Annotated in this window: 17 protein-coding genes and 3 pseudogenes; 11 read left to right on the forward strand and 9 right to left on the reverse strand. The window is 67.1% G+C overall.

The window, feature by feature from the left end; genetic code table 11:
- Nucleotides 1-525, forward strand: coding sequence for a C39 family peptidase (locus ACFZCY_RS11610; protein WP_358928407.1), 525 nt, complete (start codon nt 1-3; stop codon nt 523-525).
- Nucleotides 525-887 carry a glutamate ligase domain-containing protein gene (locus tag ACFZCY_RS11615; protein WP_391171396.1) on the forward strand — a complete coding sequence of 121 codons (363 nt, stop codon included), beginning with the start codon at nt 525-527 and terminating at the stop codon, nt 885-887. The genes ACFZCY_RS11610 and ACFZCY_RS11615 overlap by 1 nt, the downstream gene beginning before the upstream one ends.
- A 70-nt stretch (nt 888-957) precedes the next feature.
- Here the strand turns inward: ACFZCY_RS11615 and ACFZCY_RS11620 are convergent, their stop codons facing one another.
- The 5 genes from ACFZCY_RS11620 to ACFZCY_RS11640 form a co-directional block, all read right to left on the reverse strand.
- Nucleotides 958-2166: a hypothetical protein gene (locus ACFZCY_RS11620; protein WP_391171398.1), complete on the reverse strand. Its 1209-nt coding sequence runs from the start codon at nt 2164-2166 to the stop codon at nt 958-960.
- Between the two features lie 548 nt (nt 2167-2714).
- Nucleotides 2715-3437: a response regulator gene (locus ACFZCY_RS11625; protein WP_391171400.1), complete on the reverse strand. Its 723-nt coding sequence runs from the start codon at nt 3435-3437 to the stop codon at nt 2715-2717.
- Entirely contained in the window at nt 3434-4537 is a 1104-nt protein-coding gene (locus ACFZCY_RS11630) for a histidine kinase (RefSeq protein ID WP_391171402.1), read from the reverse strand. The genes ACFZCY_RS11625 and ACFZCY_RS11630 overlap by 4 nt, the downstream gene beginning before the upstream one ends.
- Nucleotides 4538-4775: 238 nt before the next feature.
- Nucleotides 4776-5291, reverse strand: a complete 516-nt coding sequence (locus ACFZCY_RS11635) for a hypothetical protein (RefSeq protein WP_266557461.1) — start codon at nt 5289-5291, stop codon at nt 4776-4778.
- A 442-nt stretch (nt 5292-5733) separates the two neighbouring features.
- Nucleotides 5734-6654 carry a LysR substrate-binding domain-containing protein gene (locus ACFZCY_RS11640; protein WP_391171405.1) on the reverse strand — a complete coding sequence of 307 codons (921 nt, stop codon included), beginning with the start codon at nt 6652-6654 and terminating at the stop codon, nt 5734-5736.
- A gap of 98 nt (nt 6655-6752) precedes the next feature.
- Here ACFZCY_RS11640 and ACFZCY_RS11645 point away from each other — a divergent pair, with 98 nt between their 5' ends.
- The 4 genes and pseudogenes from ACFZCY_RS11645 to ACFZCY_RS11660 all read left to right on the forward strand — a co-directional run bounded on the left by ACFZCY_RS11645 (nt 6753) and on the right by ACFZCY_RS11660 (nt 9173).
- A complete protein-coding gene (locus ACFZCY_RS11645; RefSeq protein WP_361457111.1) occupies nt 6753-7244 on the forward strand; it encodes a GNAT family N-acetyltransferase in 492 nt (163 codons plus the stop codon).
- 27 nt (nt 7245-7271) lie between these two features.
- Nucleotides 7272-8114, forward strand: coding sequence for an IS5 family transposase (locus tag ACFZCY_RS11650; RefSeq protein ID WP_391171407.1), 843 nt, complete (start codon nt 7272-7274; stop codon nt 8112-8114).
- Nucleotides 8115-8249: 135 nt separating this feature from the next.
- Nucleotides 8250-8396, forward strand: a pseudogene (locus ACFZCY_RS11655) (IS5/IS1182 family transposase); the annotation flags it as partial.
- Nucleotides 8397-8588: 192 nt separating this feature from the next.
- Entirely contained in the window at nt 8589-9173 is a 585-nt protein-coding gene (locus ACFZCY_RS11660; protein WP_391171409.1) for an NAD(P)H-dependent oxidoreductase, read from the forward strand.
- A 65-nt stretch (nt 9174-9238) separates the two neighbouring features.
- Here the strand turns inward: ACFZCY_RS11660 and ACFZCY_RS11665 are convergent, their stop codons facing one another.
- A complete protein-coding gene (locus tag ACFZCY_RS11665) occupies nt 9239-9856 on the reverse strand; it encodes a TetR family transcriptional regulator (protein WP_391171411.1) in 618 nt (205 codons plus the stop codon).
- A 73-nt stretch (nt 9857-9929) separates the two neighbouring features.
- On the opposite strand from ACFZCY_RS11665, the gene ACFZCY_RS11670 reads away from it, so the two are divergent.
- Together ACFZCY_RS11670 and ACFZCY_RS11675 are read left to right on the forward strand one after the other, a co-directional pair.
- Nucleotides 9930-10886, forward strand: a complete 957-nt coding sequence (locus tag ACFZCY_RS11670) for an NADP-dependent oxidoreductase (protein WP_352375561.1) — start codon at nt 9930-9932, stop codon at nt 10884-10886.
- 57 nt (nt 10887-10943) lie between these two features.
- A pseudogene (locus ACFZCY_RS11675) lies at nt 10944-11371 on the forward strand (transcriptional regulator); the annotation flags it as partial.
- Between the two features lie 96 nt (nt 11372-11467).
- Here the strand turns inward: ACFZCY_RS11675 and ACFZCY_RS11680 are convergent.
- A complete protein-coding gene (locus ACFZCY_RS11680) occupies nt 11468-11935 on the reverse strand; it encodes an ester cyclase (RefSeq protein ID WP_391171414.1) in 468 nt (155 codons plus the stop codon).
- 114 nt (nt 11936-12049) lie between these two features.
- Here ACFZCY_RS11680 and ACFZCY_RS11685 point away from each other — a divergent pair, with 114 nt between their 5' ends.
- Both ACFZCY_RS11685 and ACFZCY_RS11690 read left to right on the forward strand, forming a co-directional pair.
- Nucleotides 12050-12385 carry a winged helix-turn-helix transcriptional regulator gene (locus ACFZCY_RS11685; RefSeq protein WP_391171416.1) on the forward strand — a complete coding sequence of 112 codons (336 nt, stop codon included), beginning with the start codon at nt 12050-12052 and terminating at the stop codon, nt 12383-12385.
- Between the two features lie 74 nt (nt 12386-12459).
- Entirely contained in the window at nt 12460-12648 is a 189-nt protein-coding gene (locus ACFZCY_RS11690) for a hypothetical protein (RefSeq protein WP_391171418.1), read from the forward strand.
- Between the two features lie 647 nt (nt 12649-13295).
- Here ACFZCY_RS11690 and ACFZCY_RS11695 read toward each other — a convergent pair.
- Nucleotides 13296-13646 (reverse strand): annotated as a pseudogene (locus tag ACFZCY_RS11695) (transposase family protein); the annotation flags it as partial.
- 129 nt (nt 13647-13775) lie between these two features.
- On the opposite strand from ACFZCY_RS11695, the gene ACFZCY_RS11700 reads away from it, so the two are divergent.
- A complete protein-coding gene (locus ACFZCY_RS11700) occupies nt 13776-16991 on the forward strand; it encodes a Tn3 family transposase (protein WP_391171420.1) in 3216 nt (1071 codons plus the stop codon).
- A gap of 176 nt (nt 16992-17167) precedes the next feature.
- Here the strand turns inward: ACFZCY_RS11700 and ACFZCY_RS11705 are convergent, their stop codons facing one another.
- Nucleotides 17168-17779, reverse strand: coding sequence for a TetR family transcriptional regulator (locus ACFZCY_RS11705; RefSeq protein WP_391171422.1), 612 nt, complete (start codon nt 17777-17779; stop codon nt 17168-17170).
- Between the last annotated feature and the right edge of the window lie 122 nt (nt 17780-17901).

Consider the following 17901-nt stretch of genomic DNA (forward strand, 5'->3'; position numbering starts at 1 on the left):
ATGTGCCGTCAGCGCATCGACCCCGTCGAGTGGGATCGGCACGGAGGCTGGGCACTGGGAGACAGGATCGAATGGTCCAACCGGGCGTGCGGCCTGGCATCTCTGCGAATGATCCTGCTCGCCTACGGACGCGAAGCACCCACGGTCACGGAACTCCTGAAACTCGCGGTTAAGAATGAGGTCCTGACCCCGCGTGGAGCACTCCATGCGGGGATCGCGAGCCTGGCGACCGACCTCGGAGTCCCCTCGACCGCCGAACCTGTGCCCGCCGCAGAACTGACGAGGCGGCTCGACCACGCCCCGCTCATCGGTTCCGTGACCGAGCAGTTCCCTGACGACGGCCGTTCGGGCGGACACCTCGTCATCCTTCGCGGTTACGAGGATGGCCCCGACCCGACGATCCACTTCCGAGACCCGTCGGCCTGGGGCCAAGCGCACGATCGAGTCCCCCTCAGCCGTGTATCCGCTTCCTACACCGGCCGCGCAATCACTTTCGCGCCCCTCATTCACAACGGAGAGTCTTGATGACCGAGGCAGACGGCGGCACGACCGAGGCCGCCGGCGGCCGGAGGATCGCCGTACTCGGAGAGATGCTGGTATTGGGCGACGAGTCCGTCGATGCCCACCGAGAGGTCGGGCGCATGGCGGCCGAGTACGGCGTCGATCTCGTCGTGGCAGTCGGCGACGCTCTCGCCAAGCAGCTCGCCCTCACGGCGGGAGCGGCGGGCGTACCGGACATCGCGATGGTCGGTGACAACGCAACCGCCGCCGCGTACCTGAAGTCCATCCTCCGTCCTGGCGACGTCGTTCTCGTGAAGGCATCGCGCGGCGGCCAGCTCTGGCAGATCGCGCAAGCGCTCACGGGGCAGCCCATCACGGGATTGTGAGTCATCCTCAGCCCTTTCGGATGGGCTCCACGCCCTGCCCGTCGAAATGTCCCACTCACCCTTTAGGCGGCTACGCCGCAGGCAACTCCTCTGAAGCTCCCGATTCGGCTGACAGGTCACCGATGGTGAGACCCAACATTAGAGCCCCTTCGAGTGCCGCGAGGATGCTCAGGAGCTGACCCTTCTCCTCAGGCGTCCCGTGATCAGCATGCTTCATCTTCTGCAACTGATTCCGAATGGAAACCAATGCAATGGCGATCACATCGTGGATAAAGTCGGGACCTTGACCATCATCGTTCTCGCTAGCTTCGCGGGGCGTGATGGGGTCACCGCCATAAACAAGACACAGGGCTTCCGCACGTTTGGTCGGGCGTATCTGCCCCTGCACTTCATGCGTCAGATCTTCCGCATCCGGAAGATTGGCATCCACCCAGGCCAGCACTTCTCCAGGCTTAAAGCTTTCTCGCATTATGCGATCAAGCAATTCGATAAGAGAGTTTGCGGCCTGGGAAACACCGTCCTCCGAGAACCGAAGAGCGTCTCGCGCCCCTCGAATTTTCCTCACTAGCGGAGAATTTCTGCGCTCCACACGCTTTACCGACGCTTCCGCCACCATGGAGCGAAAGCTGGTTACGAGGTCGTCTACACCTTCCGGGGCCAGCGTTGCAAGATCAGAACCCTTCGCGCTCGTCACCTCCATAGGTAGAGCGGCAAGGACCTTCTCCCCGAGGAAATCGTCGAGCGAAACCAGCATTTCGACGGCATTCACCGCAAGTACGTTGGCCGGCTGGACAGCTTTGAGCTGACTCTGGGAAGAAATCTTGACGGCGTCATTCCATGCCACAACGAAAGGAGTGAGTGCGCGCACGCCACGTCGAACCGCCAAGGCGACCACAGCACCATCCTGCTTCAGAGAATCCATGAAGCGCTTATAGCTTGCCGCCCCCAGAAGGCGCTCAGCGAAGCTGCTGTAGTTCTGATTCTTAAATCGCTCCACCCAACGTTGCAGCTGCTGCTCGCCCTCGAATTCGTCGACGAAGGCTTGGAATATCTCCTTGAGCCGCTCTTCCGTAACCTCTGAAAAGCAGTCTTCAACCCGCTCCTGCCACGGGCGCTGGTCACTGTCGTTGGTGAGCGCCTTGCACAGCGAGACGACAGCCTCCATCACGAGCACAGCAGACTCGCTGATACGCAGCGTCTCGAGTAGCGCAGGGTCCAACGTCCGCGCACAGGCGGCAAAGCTGGACTGGTAGATGGTGACAGGTACGGGTTCTTGCACTGTGCCTCGCCTCACTCCGACAAGTACGCGCGCTCATCAAAGAAAGTACCGATGTACGCAACGATGCGGTACAGAATTTTGTTGACGGAGCTACCGTCGAGAACCGGCAGGGTCTCCAGTATCGGTGGACTGTACGACACACCACTGACATCACTGAGTGCCCGTCAGTTACCCTGCTCTGAATCGGCATCGGCCAGCTCGACAACTGCTGGCGCGCGCACCGAGGCACCGAGCCACTGGGACCGGCCCAAGGACATGCCCGAGATCACGGGGCTAGCGGCAAGGCCGTGAAGTTACGGCTTGGGTGGGGTTGTCCAGGGTCTTTGAGCTGTGGATTCACCGGACGTGAGGAGCAGAGCCCCGGTAGAACTGGCAGTCGACCAAGACAGCCGTTCACAAAGACCGGAGGCTCCGCTGTCCGAACAAAGTGCCAGGCCCGAGGCCCCCACATCGACCGCACCAGCTACAAAGCCACCACCAGCATCGACATCCTCACACCCGCAGGCCCTTGACGGCACGACCCCGCCGCAAACTTCACGACCTTGCTACTAGTCCCAGGGCTCGACCAAGTTGTTGCGATAGGCGTAGCCGACGGCCTGGGCACGGTCGGCTGCGCCGATCTTGGTGAAGATGCGGTTGATGTGTGTCTTCACCGTGGCCGGGCTGACGACGAGCCGGGCACAGATCTCCGCGTTGGACAGGCCGCGGGCGATGAGGGTGAGTACCTGGGTCTCGCGCGGGGTCAGAACGTCGGAAGGTGCGGGAGTTTGCGGCGTGTGGGCCTGTTTTCGCTGCGCGGCGGGCGGTGCGACCTCGCTGGTCTGCACGGCCGCGACCAGGCGGGCCTGTACCTCAGGATCGAGCCAGATACGGCCATCGTGGACGCTGCTGATGGCGTCCTCGATCGCGTCGTCGTCGGCGTCCTTGGTGAGATAGCCCCGCGCTCCCGCCTGCAGTGCCGGGAAGACGGAGTCGTCGTCGGCGTAGGTGGTCAGCACGAGTACCTTGCAGCCGGGTACCTGCTCACGCAGTGTCGCAGTGGCCGCGACACCGTTGAGGACCGGCATGTTCAGGTCCATCAGTACTACGTCCGGGGCCAGTTGTCCGGCGAGCAGCACCGCTTCCGCACCGTCACGGGCTGCGCCGACCACCTCGATGCCGTCCAGCATGTCGATCAGCAGGACCAGGCCCTTGCGTACGATCTGCTGATCGTCCGCGACCAGTACTTTGATCTTCTCGCTGTCAGACGCCGTCTCGCCGGGCTCCGTCACGCGGGTATCTCCATCCGTACTTCCCATCCATGCGCTGTCGGCCCCGCGTGCAGGGTGCCGCCGACCCCGGTCACGCGTTCGCGCATGCCGGTCAGCCCCAGCCCGGAGCCTTCGGCCAGTGCCGCCCGGACCGGTCCCGGCCCGGTGCGGCGGTCTTCGACGGTCAGGATTGTGGCCCTGGGCTCATAGACGAGCGTCACCGTGGCCTGTGCGTCGCGTGCGTAGCGGACCGTATTGGTCAACGCCTCCTGCACACCGCGGTACAGGGCTTCACCCGCGTCGGGCCGCAGCTCCCGGTGCGGCCCGATCACGGACAGCGTCACGTCGAGCTCCAGGTCCACCCGATAGCGTTCGACCAGTTCGGGCAGCCGCTCGAGAGAGGGCACGCGCTCGCCGCGCAGCGCCCGCACAGCCCGGCGCGCATCGGCCACACCCTCCTTGACCAGCTCACCGGCCCGGTCCAGCAGCCCCCGCAGATCCCCGCTCGCCTGGTCGCGCCGGGCCATCCGCCGGGCGGCCTGTATCTGCACGGCCAGTCCGGACAGGGTATGGGCGAGCACGTCGTGCAGATCCTGGGCGATACGGGTGCGTTCGGCCAGCGCCGCCGCCTCGGTCTCCGCCTCCCGGGCGTCCTCGAGCTGGGCCAGCAGCACGGTGACGGCCACCTCGTTGATGATCGACTGCCGCACCACGATGCCCACGACGGCCAGGAGGACGCCGAACAGGACCTGATGCAGGAAGTTGTCGGTACCGCCGTCCAACCCGGCGGCCGCCGCGCCGGTCAGACAGCCCATGACGACGACCGCGAGCACAGTGGCCGCCCGTCGCTCCAGGATGAGGAAGGCCATCAGAACCACGACGGACGGTGGCAGGGTGGACATCGAGCCGGGCTGCAGGATACCCAGAGCAAACCCGAAGCCGTCCACCAGCACGCAGAACACCAGGCAGCGGGCAGGACGACCGGTGAGGGGCCACAGGTTCGACGCGACCGCGGCCATGGGCAGCAGACAGCCGACGAGCACCAGGGTGACTGCCAGGTGCCTGCCTCTGACGCCGGGGGCGGGGGAAGCATGCAGGGACTGGACGGCAATGGCGGCCATGACTCCCCACAACACGGGCTGCATACGCCGGCCCCTGCCTTCGCGTCGCTCCCGGGCACTGGCAAGAGCCACGGCCAGCCGTGGACTGACCGGGCCCATCGGCTGAAGTGTGTCCGTCACTTCTGAAGAATAGATGCACGCTGCGCCGCTGATCGCAAAGCCCGGCCCGGGCCCGCGAACGCGGAACCGGGCCAGGGGCGGAGTGTGTTGCGAGCAGCGGTCTGCTGGGTGCCACGCTTCAGGCCACGGCGGGGGTGACAAGGGGGGAGGTGAGCCGGTAGGCCCGGACGCGCACCACCACCAGGCGGCACACCACCTGAGTGACAGCCATCAGCAGCAGCGCGGCGGTCCAGGCGGCGGTGCCGGTGATCAGGTTGTCGCGGCTGAACTGCGCAATGCTGTGAGCGCCGCTGTGCTCGGCCCAGTACACGAAGGCCGAGCGCGCGCCCATGCCCAGCACCCACAGAAGGGCGGCCAGCCACCCGGCTTTGGAGTACGCGGCGCCGTCCTCGGTCACGCTGACGCGGGTGGCCAGTCCACTGGCCAGTCCGAGCACTATGCCCATCGTGACGCCGAAGAGGTCCAGCTGGACGTCATGGCCCTCGGTCGGGAAGGAATGCAGGTAGTGCGCGGCGGCGGCGCTGACGGACACCAGCGGCAGCAGAAGCGTGCGGGGCGTCAGACGGCCGCCGCGCATCTGCGGAATCACCAGAAGGATCAGGGCGGCGGAGATGAGGTAGTCAGTCGTCGTCATGGGGAAGAGCTTGCCGCCCGCGGCGCCGCACGGCCTCGGCCCGCGGGTTGACTCCTGGTTTGATACCTGGCGTCAACCCACGGGTTGACGCACCAGACCGCCCGGGTTACGTCAGCCCGTGGCCGAGCGGGTAGAGCTCGCGGGCCGGGTCGTCCGCCCGTGGCACCGGCACCGGGAGCCGTCCCCGCGGCCGTACCGTCCCCGCGATCACCCGTGCGCAGTCGCGCAGTTCGGCCTCTGGACCATGAATGAGTGGTCTGCATTGTGAAGTTGCAGATCATGGGGCTGGTGTGCGCGAGCTTCGAGGCTGCGCGGATAGGGGCGGTTTCGGGGTCGTCGGCTTGGGCTGTTGTTGCAGCGGTGGGTGCTCCAGGCCCGGCGGATGAGGCTGCGCACGGTACGCCTTCGAGTGGCCCTTGCTTGGAGGTGCTCGCTCCGCAAGTCAGCGCACGCTCATCGTCCGGTCGTGGTCATGGACTGTCATGGACTCAGATGCTGCGATGAAGGCTTGCAGGAGAGGACGGTCGTCTCCTCGGCGGGTGGCCATGAAGATCCGGCTCACTGTGGGAGGCCCGTCGAGTTCGAGCCTGCGGGCGCCTGCGGGGAGCAGCGTCGTGACGCTGTAGGGGGCGATGCTGACGCCGAGGCCGGCCGCGACGAACATGATGATGGTGTGCCAGTTCGAGCACTCCTGCGCGACCTGGACGTCGATGCCGGCGTTCCGCAACGGCTGCGTGTTCATGTCGAACGCGTGAGTTCCTGCTGAACGCGGGAACAGGATCAGCGGGTCAGCGGCCAGCGCCCTTGCTTCTACACGGTCACCCCTTGCGGCGGGGTGCTCTGTGGGTATGACGGCGACGAACCGTTCCGATGCCAGCAGGGAAAGGTCGATGTCGTCGCGCTCCTCGGCGTCCCGCACGATCCCGACGTCGGCCGTACCCCGCTCCAGAGCCGCCAGGACGTCGGTGGTGAAACCGTCGTGAAGTTTCACCTGGACGTCCGGGCGGCGGCAGGAGAATGCACGGAGGTGTTCGCTGACGATCGCGGTGGCGGAGGTGATGAAGGCGACATCCAGACGGCCGGCCTCACCTCGGCCGACACGCCCGGCCTCGTCGAGGTCGGCCGCCAGACGGTCCAGAAGGTTCCGGGCCCTTGGCTGGAACGCCGCTCCCGCCTCTGTGAGGCGGACACTTCGAGAGGTCCGCCGGAACAGCTCAACGCCGACGATCTTCTCAAGCTGCCTGATCTGCTGGGACAGGGCGGGCTGGGCGATGTGCAGCCGCTGGGCGGCGCGGCCGAAGTGCAGTTCCTCAGCCACAGCCAGAAAGTACCGCAGATGACGGAGCTCGATTCGCTGATCCATAGTTCGAGCTTATTGATAGAGGTCAAGGTGTGTATTGGACATATGGGTGAGTGAAGCCGGAGGCTACGGGAAGCCACACCGGAAAGGGAACCCTTCTCATGCCGCACACCTCTGCCCCGACCATGGTCTCCTCGATCGGCTCACAGAGTGACGCCGACGCGTTCTACGCGCTGAACGAGGAGTGGATCTCGCGCCTGTTCACCCTGCAGGAAGAGGACCGGGCCGTTCTCGGAGATCCGTTCGGCCGCATCGTGGGCCCGGGCGGCGACGTGCTCATGGCGCGCGAGTCGGGCAGCGGCACTGTAGTTGGGTGCGTCGCACTTCTGGCCTATCCGGACGCCGTGTTCGAGCTGGCGAAGATGGCCGTGGCTCCCGCCGCGCAAGGACGCGGCATCGGCCGCCGACTCATAGCCGCAGCGATCGACCGAGCCCGGGCACTCGGTGGGGCCCGGCTGTTCCTCGGCACGAACAGCAAGCTGGCCCCCGCCCTTCACCTCTACGAGGACGCGGGGTTCGTCAGGATCACCCGCGACCGTCTCCCCGTGGCCGACTACTACGCCCGCGCCGACATCCTCATGGAACTGCAGTGATGGCACTCTGTGATCACTGGGAGACCTGTGCCTGCGCTTCCCTCATGGCTAACCGAACCGCTTTGGGACCAATTCGCGACCCTGCTGCCGGTGCGGCCGGTCTACGATCCGGCCCACCCGCTGGGCTGCCACCGCCGCCGGGTCAGCGACCGGATCGTCTTCGACAAACTGCTGCAGGTGCTGCGTTTCGGCTGCTCCTACCAAGCCATCGCCGATTCCACCTGCTCAGCCACCACGATCCGGGGCCGTCGCGACGAGTGGATCCGGCTCGGCGCCTTCGCCCAGCTCAGGGAGATCGTCCTGAACGCCTACGACCGAATCGTCGGTCTCGTGCTGGAGCAGATCGCCATCGACGGGTCGATCACAAAGGCCCCCGGAGGCGGGGAAGCCGCCGGACGCTCGCCCGTCGACCGAGGCAAACGGGGGATGAAACGCTCAGCCATGACGGATGGTTACGGCATCCCCCTGGGCCGGGTCCTGGCCGGGGCTAACTGCCACGATTCCCCGTTGCTCGCTCCCACCCCGGACCTCCTGAACGACCTCGGCCCGCTGCCCGACGACATCACCGTGCACCTGGATGCCGGCTACGACTCGGCCAAAACGCGTGCAGTCCTCGACGAACGCGGCCTCCGCGGCCAGATCGCCCACAAAGGCGAGAAGGCGCCCTTGCAGGCCACTCAGCGCTGGCACGTCGAGCGCACCCACACCTGGCAGAACGCCTTCCATCGGCTCGCCCGCTGCTACGAACGCCGTCTCCACGTCATCAACGCCTTCTTTGACCTCGCAGACGCCGTCATCACCGTACGTAGCCTCATCCGCCGCGCCTGGACCGCTCGCCGCTGGGACAACCGCCCAACCCGACGCCCCTGAAACTGCCCTATCCGTGCGGCCTCTAAGCTCACTGGAGAGCCGGATGACAGGAAACCGTCATGTCCGGTTCGGCGGGAGGCCGTGCGGAAAAGGACTCGCCTTCGGCGAGCACCTCGCCGCGCGGCCCACCCATCCGGCTGGATCATGATGCACCGCCGGCTCGCCCGCGACTACGAGACCCTCCCCGTCAGCTCCGAAGCCATGATCCACGTCGCATCGATCGACAACCTCGCCAAGCGCATAACGGACGAGACCACGCCAACCTGGCGAGGAACTTACTAGACCTTAAAGGGTAATTCGTCTAGACCAAACGCCCTCACGCCCTCTCAGTCACCGCCCGGGGGAGCCGACATGCAGAACGCGGCTCGGACGAATTCAGCAGCTCAACGCGGCCCCGAGATCACGCAAGTTCGATGGCTCCACCCGCCGCGGAGCTCACCCGCGGAGCGGCACTCTCCCGGGAACATGCATGACGTGACAGAGAACAGCACAACCACGGACCGCCGCATCGCGGTCGTCATCGGCAGCACCCGCCCGACCCGCATCTGCCCCGAGATCGCCGGGCGGGTACTCAAGACAGCCCAGCAGAACAGCCGTCTCACCTACGAGCCCGTGGACCTCGCCAAGGTCGCGCTGCCGTTCCTGGACGAGCCGCGCAAGCCCGCCCTCGGTCAGTACGAGCACGAGCACACGCGCCGCTGGAGCCGGACGGCCAGCGGCTACGACGGGTTTCTCTTCGTCTTGCCGCAGTACAACTGGGGCTACCCCGCGGTTCTGAAGAACGCCCTCGACTTCCTCTACGCGGAGTGGCGCGACAAGCCCGCCGCCGTCGCCAGTTACGGCACCCGCGGCGGCAACCGGGCCGTCGCCCAGCTGCGCGGTGCGCTCCAAGGGCTGCACATGCGCATCATCGAGCAGAACCTCGAGCTGGTCGTCACCGACGCCCACGCCGACGAGGACGAACTCACGGACGTCGCCCCCACCTTGCAGCCGTTCACCGAGCAGGTACGACTGGTGGACGCCCAGCTGACCGAGCTCCTCACCGACGACCAGCAGTAATCGGCGGTCAGTAGCCGCCTGGCGCCAGTCGGGCAGAGCCCAGATGCGTCGGCCTCGATCCGGGCTCAGGCTGGCCGGTCCGTGGCCCGGAGGCCGTCCATCAGGAGGTTCAGCAGGCGACCGGCCAGAGCTTCGCGCTCGGGTCGGGGGGCCACGGTGAAGATGCCGATCAGGGCGGCGGCGATGTCTTCGGCGGTGACGTCGGAGCGGAGGTCGCCCGCCGCGCGGCCGGCGTCGAGCATCCTGGTGATGGCCGTCAGGAGCTCGGTCCGAGTCTGCGCATGGGCGATCTCACCCGCCTCGATCATCGCGAGCAGCGTGTCGAGCATGCCGTTCTTGGTCGCGATCCAGTCCCCGAACAAGTCCATCCAGCGCCGCATTGCCGCAGCCGGGGCCAGCCGACCGAGCAGCTCGTGGGCGCCGGTTGTCAGCCGCACGACCTGGTCCCGGTAGACCGCGTCGACCAGTGATTCGCGGGTCGGGAAGTGCCGGTAGAGCGTGGCGATGCCGACCCCGGCCTCGCGGGCGATCGCGCGCATCGACGGCTCGGCGTCCGCCGAGGCGAACACGCGAGTCGCCACCGCGAGCAGCTGGCCACGATTGCGGGCCGCGTCCGCCCGTGGCGCGCGTATCTCCGCGTCAGTCGAAACGGAACGCGCTCCGCTTGTGTTACGGTCATCCATGTAAACGGAGCATAGTCCGTTTCAGTGCGTCCGTGCGTCCACTGCGTACGCAGGTCCAAGGAGACAGAGGAACATGCAGGAACAGAGCAATCAGACGCCGACGGGTCGCAGCAGGGCGGTCCAGCTCGATGCATTCGGCGGCCCCGACGTCCTGGACGTCCGCGAGGTTCCCGCACCGCAGGCCGGCCCGGGACAGGTCCGGGTGCGGGTCACCGCGGCCGGTCTGAATCCGATGGACTGGTTGATGACCGCCGACGCGGACACCGCCGCCCGGTTCGGCCTGACCCTGCCGGTCGGCTTCGGGACCGACTACGCGGGAGTGGTCGACCAGGTCGGCGACGGGGTGAGCGGCTTCACGTCCGGCGACCGGGCGTTCGGGGGCGCCCTGTCCCGCGCGGTCGCCGACTTCGTGGTGGTCGACTCATCCGGGGACACCGCGGCGAACGAGGCCCACCACACGCCAGACGGCGTCGACGACCGCATCGCCGCCACCCTCACGATCGCGGGCCGCACGGCATCCGCCGCCCTCGCCGCGATCAACCCCGGTCCGGACGACACCGTGCTGATCGGCGGCGCCGGAGGCGGGGTCGGGGTGTTCGCCGTCCAGCTCGCCCGAATCGCCGGAGCGCGCGTGATCGGGACGGGATCGCCGTCCTCGGCCGACTACCTGCGCGAACTCGGAGCCGAACCGGTCGTCTACGGCGACGGCCTGGCCGACCGGGTCCGTGCCCTCGCTCCCGACGGCGTCACCGCCGCCATGGACCTGCACGGAGAGGAGACCGTGCACGTCGCACGGGAACTCGGCGTCCCGGACAAGCGGATCTGCACCATCGCAGCACAGATCGACGGCGTGACGGCGGCCAACGGCGCGAACGCGGCTCCCGGCACCCTGGAAGAGATCGCGCGCCTGGTTGTGGCGGGTCGACTCCGCGTGCCTATCGAGGCGAGTTTCGCGATCGAGGAGATCCGCCGCGCGGTCGAGCTCCAGGCCGGCCGGCGCGTGAAGGGCAAGGTCGTCATCGACCTCTGAGAGGGCGTTTGATCTAGGTGGATTGCCCTTTATCTCCTAGTAAGTTCCTCGCCAGGTGGGTGTCGTCTCGTCCACCTGCGGCAGCTCGCCATTCACGGCTTCATCGAGGACGCCCCCGAGCACGGCAAGGGCCGGGAGCGGTGGTGGAAGGCAGCCCACCAGGGCCTGCGCTTCGACGACACACTGCTCACGGACACCAGCCCGGACGTGCGCGGGGCTGCCGACATGTATCTCCACGAGGCCGCCACCACCCAGACCCGGGACCTGTCGACCTGGCTCGGCAACCGCCAGGCATGGCCGGAGGAATGGAACCGCACCTGGGACATGAGCAGCGCGACATTACGGCTGACACCCGAGCTCACCCAAACGTCGAGAAGATGCACGCCCTCGTCGACACCTACCGCGACCGGGCCGCCGACGAGGACGACGCCAACACCGCCCAGGTGCGCATCCACACCCACGCGTTTCCCCTCACCACGGAGTGACCCAAAGAGATAGGGGCCCCGGCCGGACCAGCTCGCCCAGGCCGCCTGAACAGCAACGGCCTCACGGGCGGCCGTCGCCCGAGAAGATCTCGACCATCACACAGGCTGCGTGCCCGTGCTGATCTGCTGGGTGAGCTTGAGCATTTCTTCGATGTGGTACATCTCGCTGATCTTGCCGTCGACAATGCGCACGATGTTCTGGCCCTGGAAATCGACCGGGTTGCCGCTGGCGGCGAACCCGAACTCGTCTCCGGTGTGGGTCGCGGTCAGCTGCCACTGGAGGACGACCCAGCCGCCAGGCAGCTCCTCCTGGAACAGGATCCGGATCTGCCTGTTGGTGAATCCGTCACGGGTCGCGGCGATCAGCGCCCGTATGCCGTCGACGCCCGAGACGGCATCGGAAGCGGGGTTGTGGTCGATCAGATCAGGGGCGAACACCTCATCCGCCCCGGCGACGTCCCCGGCGACGTACAGCTCCAGCTCGCGCGCGGCGACCCGCAACGCGGTGGTCGTGGCCGAGCGCACCATCTCGCTTGCGGTGTTGGCCGTAGTGATCGCGGGCATGTCGTCCTCCATGTTGTGTGGTGCGGGCTGACCACGAAACGCGTAGGTCATGGACCTATTAGTGCATGGACTGCACCGGTTACATCAACTGCACTAATGGCATAAACTCGAACCATGGCTGCTGACCGTCTTCCGGAGTGCGGCGTCCCCCGGTTCATCACCCTGCTCGACGGGCCGTGGGCCACCCTTATCGTGCGCGAACTCCTGCGCGGACCCCACCGCTTCACAGAGTTGCGCGACGCCCTGCCCGGCATCAGCCCGCACACCCTGACCAGCCGGCTGCGCCGGTTCGAGCGACACGGCATCGTCCTGCGCACCGCCTATTCGGAGATTCCCCCACGGGTCGAGTACCGGCTCACTCCCCTCGGTGAAGGACTGCGCGCTGTCCTCGACACCATGGCCACCTGGGCCCTGACAGTCCCCGACGGCGAGCCAACAACCACCGAGTGACCGTAGAAGTCGACTGACAGGCGGTTACTCAGCGTCGCCGCATCATCAGCCAGGGCTTAAAAGGCCACAGTCCGATGCACCCCGAGACTCACCTCGCACTGCACCATGTCCGCGCCGCCGAACTCCGCGCCGAAGCCGCCGCGTACCGCCTCGCCACAGCGGCCAGACACCCCCGGGACCTCCGTACCCGTCTCGGCTGGACTTTCGTGGAAATCGGCCTGCGGCTGGCTGCCACCCCCAAGACAGCAGCCGCCATTCCATAGCCCTCTTCCGCGACCGCCGCCCCCATGGGGAAACATGATCGCGAAGATGGGGAATTGGGTGACACCGAACCCACCTGAGGTGGGGAATTGCATGGTTCAGACCGCGATTCCGTGAATCCCCAGCTCATGATCGGAGCAGGATGCGGGTGCGGAGGAGGCGGAACGAGGCTCGGCCGTACATGGCCCGCTTGATCGTTTTGATGCGATTGACATGGCCTTCGACGACGCCCGAGCTCCATGGAAGGGTGAGGCCGGCGGTGACGGCGTCGAGGTCGAGACACAGGCCCTGCGCGAAGGACAGGATGGGCGCCGGCGCGTCGCAGCTCGGCTTCGCGTATCCACGTCAACAGCTGGTGGCCGCGCCGTTGTTGGAGCAGGTCGTGGAAGGTCCAGGCGAGGTCGCACGCCCGGGCGATGTCGGGGCATGTCAGCCGCACCTTGAGGAGCTGTTCCTCCTCGCGGAGCTTCAGAGTGCCACGGGGCAGCATGATCCAGGTGGTGATCTTGCGTGGGCTCGGGATGGCGCCGCGGGCAGGTTCGACAGTGAGCACTGTGCATCGTGAAGTTGCTGGTCACGGGCCTGGTGTGCGTAGGGTTCGGGATGTTTGTGCTGGTCGTGGGCGGATGACGTCGGCGAAGATCGTCGGTCAGCGGGCGAGTTCCCGGTTCGTCAGCACCAGCAGGGCCCGCACGAGCGCGGTCGCCCACCTCGGATTCGTGCGGATCTTGCCGAGCACGCGCCAGTTCTTCAGGTGGGCGAAGCCGTGCTCGACCGGGGCGCGGACCGCGGCCAGTGCTTTGTTGGACAGCTTCTGACCGCGGGTCAGGGGTCGGTTCCGGGCGGCCTTGTAGCCGGTGATCACCGCCGGTTCGGCGTCCGGATCGCTGTCGTCGAGGCCGACGAAGCCCAGGTCGGCGATGGCGCCGAGCCCGGCCGCCCGCAGTTTCGCGGTGAGCTGGTCGTGGCGGCAGGCGGTGATCTCCGAGGCTCGTCCGGGGGTGTCGCCGAGGTGAGCCCAGAAGCCGCCAATAGTTGATCTTGGGGTCCTCGTTGGCGGAGCCGTCACCCGGTCAGCTCAGTGTCGTTGGTGTGATGTTGGGCTTTCTTCGTGGGCCGGGTGGGGATCTTGACCTCGATCGAGCGGACCGCCTACCCGCGGTTCAAGCGGCTGATCACCGCGCATGCGCTGCATCTGTTCTTCTCGCCGACGCGGGAGGAGGCGGCGTGGGCCGCTGAGCGGATGGACGCTGACGGCCATCAGCTCGCGCTGCTGCTGGCGCTGAAGTCGTACCAGCGGATGGGGCGGTTCCCGAAGGCGGACGAGTACCCGGAGATGGTGGTCGACTTCGTCCGTCGTGCGGTGGAGCTGCCGGAGGGCACCACGGCGTTGTGGGCGACGGGCCGGACGGCCGAGCGGCAGCGTGCGGAGGTGCGTTGGCGGGTGGGCGCGACGTACGACCAGGCGCGGGCCCGCCGGATTGCCGAGGAGTCGGTCCGTAAGGAGGCCGCGGCGAAGAACCGCCCGGCCGATCTGATCAACATCGCGCTGGAGAGGGTGGTGGAGGCTGGGTTGGAGCTGCCGGCGTTCTCCACCTTCGACGCGATGGCCTCGATGATCCGCGATGAGGTGAACACCTCGATCTGTACGGGCATCCACGACCGGATGAGCGCGGTGGAGCGGGCTGAGCTGCTCAGGCTGCTGGAGGAGCGCGACGGTGACGGGACGACGCTGTACAACCGGCCGAAGAAGCCCGCGCAGGGGCCGACGTGGTCGCACTTCAAGAACCTCGCCAGGCGTCTGGAGTGGGTGGACAGTCTCGGCGACACGTCGGTGTGGACGGACGGTGTCGCCTCGGGGAAGATCACCGACTTCGCCGGGGAAGCGGACGCGGCGGATGCCTCGGAGTTGCGGGACTTCACGCCGGTTCGGCGGGTCGCGCTGATCGCGTGCCTGGTGCACAAGGCCCGGATGCGGGTCCGTGACGATCTGGCCACGATGTTCTGCAAACGCATCGCCACGAAGATCAAGAAGGCCAAGGCGGAGTTGGAGGAGATCCGGCTCGCCGAGCGGGAGATCGTCGAGGCTCTGATCGGGAACTACCGCACCGTGCTCAAGCACATCGACGAGGGCGGCCCTGCCCAGGAGGCCCTGGAGAAGGCCGCGGCCATGACGGATCAGACCCGCCAGGCGCTGGACGGCCTGGACGAACAGGCGCCCGTCGACGAGGTCGTGGGGCGGCTGGAGGGCAGGGTCTCCCCGGCGGTCCTCGCCCTGGCGAAGGCGCTGGGGGTGCAGGCCGGCGGGGTCGCTGCGGTAACGAAGGCGGTGGAGGGCTTCGGCGGTTTCGCCAAGCAGTACGAGCAGATCGAGAAGGTCTCCGCTCATCACGGCAACTTCTGGGAGGTGCTGCTGTACGGGCAGATCGGCCGGGACCGGGCGGTGATGTTCGACCTGGCCGGGAAGCTGGAGTTCACTGCGACGTCGGAGGACGGCCGGGTCCTGGACGCGCTGGCACACGCGCAGCGGCACCAGGCGGCGCGCGGCGAGTACATCAGCGCCCTGGGCGAGGACGGCCGCGCGGTGGACATCTCCTTCGCCACGCAGAACTGGCAGAAGGCCGTGGCCGACAGGACGCGGCCGGGGCAGTTCGTCCGCAAGCACTTCGAGGCGATGGTCTTCACGGCACTGGCGGAGGAACTGCGCACCGGCGATGTGGCGGTGGCCGGGTCGGAGGAGCACGCCGACTGGTCCGAGCAGCTGCTTCTGTGGGAGGACGTGGAGACGGCGCTGCCCGCCTACCTGGTGGAGGTCGGCCTCGCCGAGGCGGGCGACACGACCCCGTTCGATGCCGGGGTCTTCCGCCGGCAGCTGGAGGACCGGCTCCGCGCTGCCGGCGCGGCGGCGGACGCCGGGTACCCCGACAATGAGGGCCTGGTCATCGACCCGGAGACCGGCATCCCGTCGCTGAAGCCGCACCGCTCGGAGGGACAGCGGCCCTCGGCGAAGCGGCTGGAGCAGGAGATCAAGGCCAGGATGCCGGGGTGGTCGCTGATGGGGATTGTGGCTAGGACCGCGTACTGGGTGGAGTGGTGGCGCCGCTTCGGCCCGGCCTCGGGCAACGAGCCCAAGCTCACCGACCCCCTGGGCCGCTACGTGCTCGTCACGTTCGTCAAGGGCACCAACATGGGCCCGTACGAGGCCGCCCGGCACATCCCCGGCGTGAGCGGGCACGAGCTGTCGTACACGGCGAACCGGCACTTCTCGATCGTGCTGCTCAACGAGGCCATCGCCGACCTGGTCAACGCCCACTCCCGCCTGGACATCTCCCAGGCGTGGGGCGACGGCACCGCCGTGGCCGCGGACGGCACCCACATGGACACCTACCTCGACAACCTGCTCGCCGAGACGAGCGTCCGGTACGGCAAGCCGGGTGGGATCGCCTACCACCACATCTCGGACACCTACATCGCGCTGTTCACGCACTTCATCCCGTGTGGCGTGTGGGAGGCCGTCTACATCATCGAGGGCCTGCTGAAGAACACCTCCGAGGTGCGGCCGACCACCGTGCACGCGGATACGCAGGGCCAGAGCTTCCCGGTCTTTGCGCTCGCCCACCTGCTGGGCTTCGACTTGATGCCCAGGATCAGGAACTGGAAGGAACTGACGTTCTACCGGCCGTCGAAGCAGACGGAGTACGTGCACATCGACGCCCTGTTCGGGGAGCCGGGCAAGAATACAATCGACTTCGACCTGATCGAGTCCCAGTTCCGCCACCTGATGCGCGTGGCGGTCTCCGTACGCGAAGGCGCCATCTCCTCCTCCACGCTGCTCAAGCGGTTGCGGTCCGGGTCACGGAAGAACGCCACCTACGCCGCCTTCCGCGAGGTCGGCCGCGTCATCCGCACCGTCCAGCTCCTGCGCTACATCTCCGACGCGCCGCTGCGCCGCCGGGTGACCGCGGCGACCAACAAGGTCGAGTCGTACAACCGGTTCTCCCAGTGGATCGGCTTCGGCAACCGCGGCGTCATCGCCGACAACGACCCCATCGAGCAGGAGAAGACGATGAAGTTCAACGCCCTGCTCACGAACGCGGTGATCTTCCACAACGCCCTGGACATCGCGGAGATCGTGCGGCAGCTGCTGGAGGAGGGCTGGGAGATCGACCCGGAAGACCTGGCGCACATCCCGCCGTACCTGACCGAGCACATCAACCGGTTCGGCGAGTACAGCACACACGAACGCGGCATCCAGCCTCAGGCGTACGACCCGACGCTCGACATCGATTTCACCCCGCTGCGCGAGCAGGACCTGACCGCCGCCGACCTCGGTCAGGCCGCCTGACTGCCCGACTTGCCGAAGGACTTCGGCGGGACTCCCGAGCAGTTCGGTCTTCAGTGCCTACGGGCCCGTCCCCCGCGCACGGTCAGTCGAACAGCTCCCACTCCGGTGCCGACGGCCCCGCCCGCGACCTGCTTGGCTTTAGAGGGTCCTGGCACGGGTCTGCGAGAGCGCTGGCGCTATTTCGGTTCGCTGGCTGTCGGTGCCGGGGCGGTCTGTGCCAGGCCGGCGAGCAGCAGGTCGATCATGCGGCGGGACTGGTAGTCGGGGAAGGTTTCGACTCCGATGCACAGGTTGCCGATGGCGAGCATGAAGTCGTAGGCACGGATGTCCGCGTGTGTGGAGCCGGCGGCGGCAGACGCTTTCAGCAACTGGTCGAGCACGGGCAGCAGGCGTTCGACGAACTCGTTGTGCAGGCTCTCGAATCCGGCTTGGTCCGAGTGCAGTGCCTCGGCGAGGCCGTGCTTGGTGACCAGGAAATCGGCGAATTGGTGTACCCAAAGCCGCAGGACCTCGTACGGCGTATCGGCGGCGGGCGGCGTGTGCGCGGCAGTGGAGAGCGCGTCGACCTGGTGTCTGAAGACGGCGACCACCAGGTCCGCCCGGGTGGGGAAGTGGCGGTAGATGGTGCCCATGCCGAGGCCCGATTCGGCGGCGATCTCCCGCACGGGAGCGTCGACTCCCGCACGGACGAATACGGCCGCCGCGGCGTCCAGCAGTATCTGCTCGTTTCGGCGGACGTCTGATCGCTTGCGTCCGGCAGAGGGTGGCGGCGTGTTGGGCGTGGACATCGTGAGCACCTCCCACTTGTGAAGCGGAGCAACGTTCCGTATCGTAATGCGGAGCGGGGTTCCGTTTTTTAATCATGCCAGACGCCTCGCAGCACGGGCCACTGGGCCCCTCCGGGAAAGGC

It is taken from the genome of Streptomyces sp. NPDC007983 (genome assembly GCF_042958345.1).
In the GTDB taxonomy this organism is placed as follows: Bacteria; Actinomycetota; Actinomycetes; order Streptomycetales; family Streptomycetaceae; genus Streptomyces.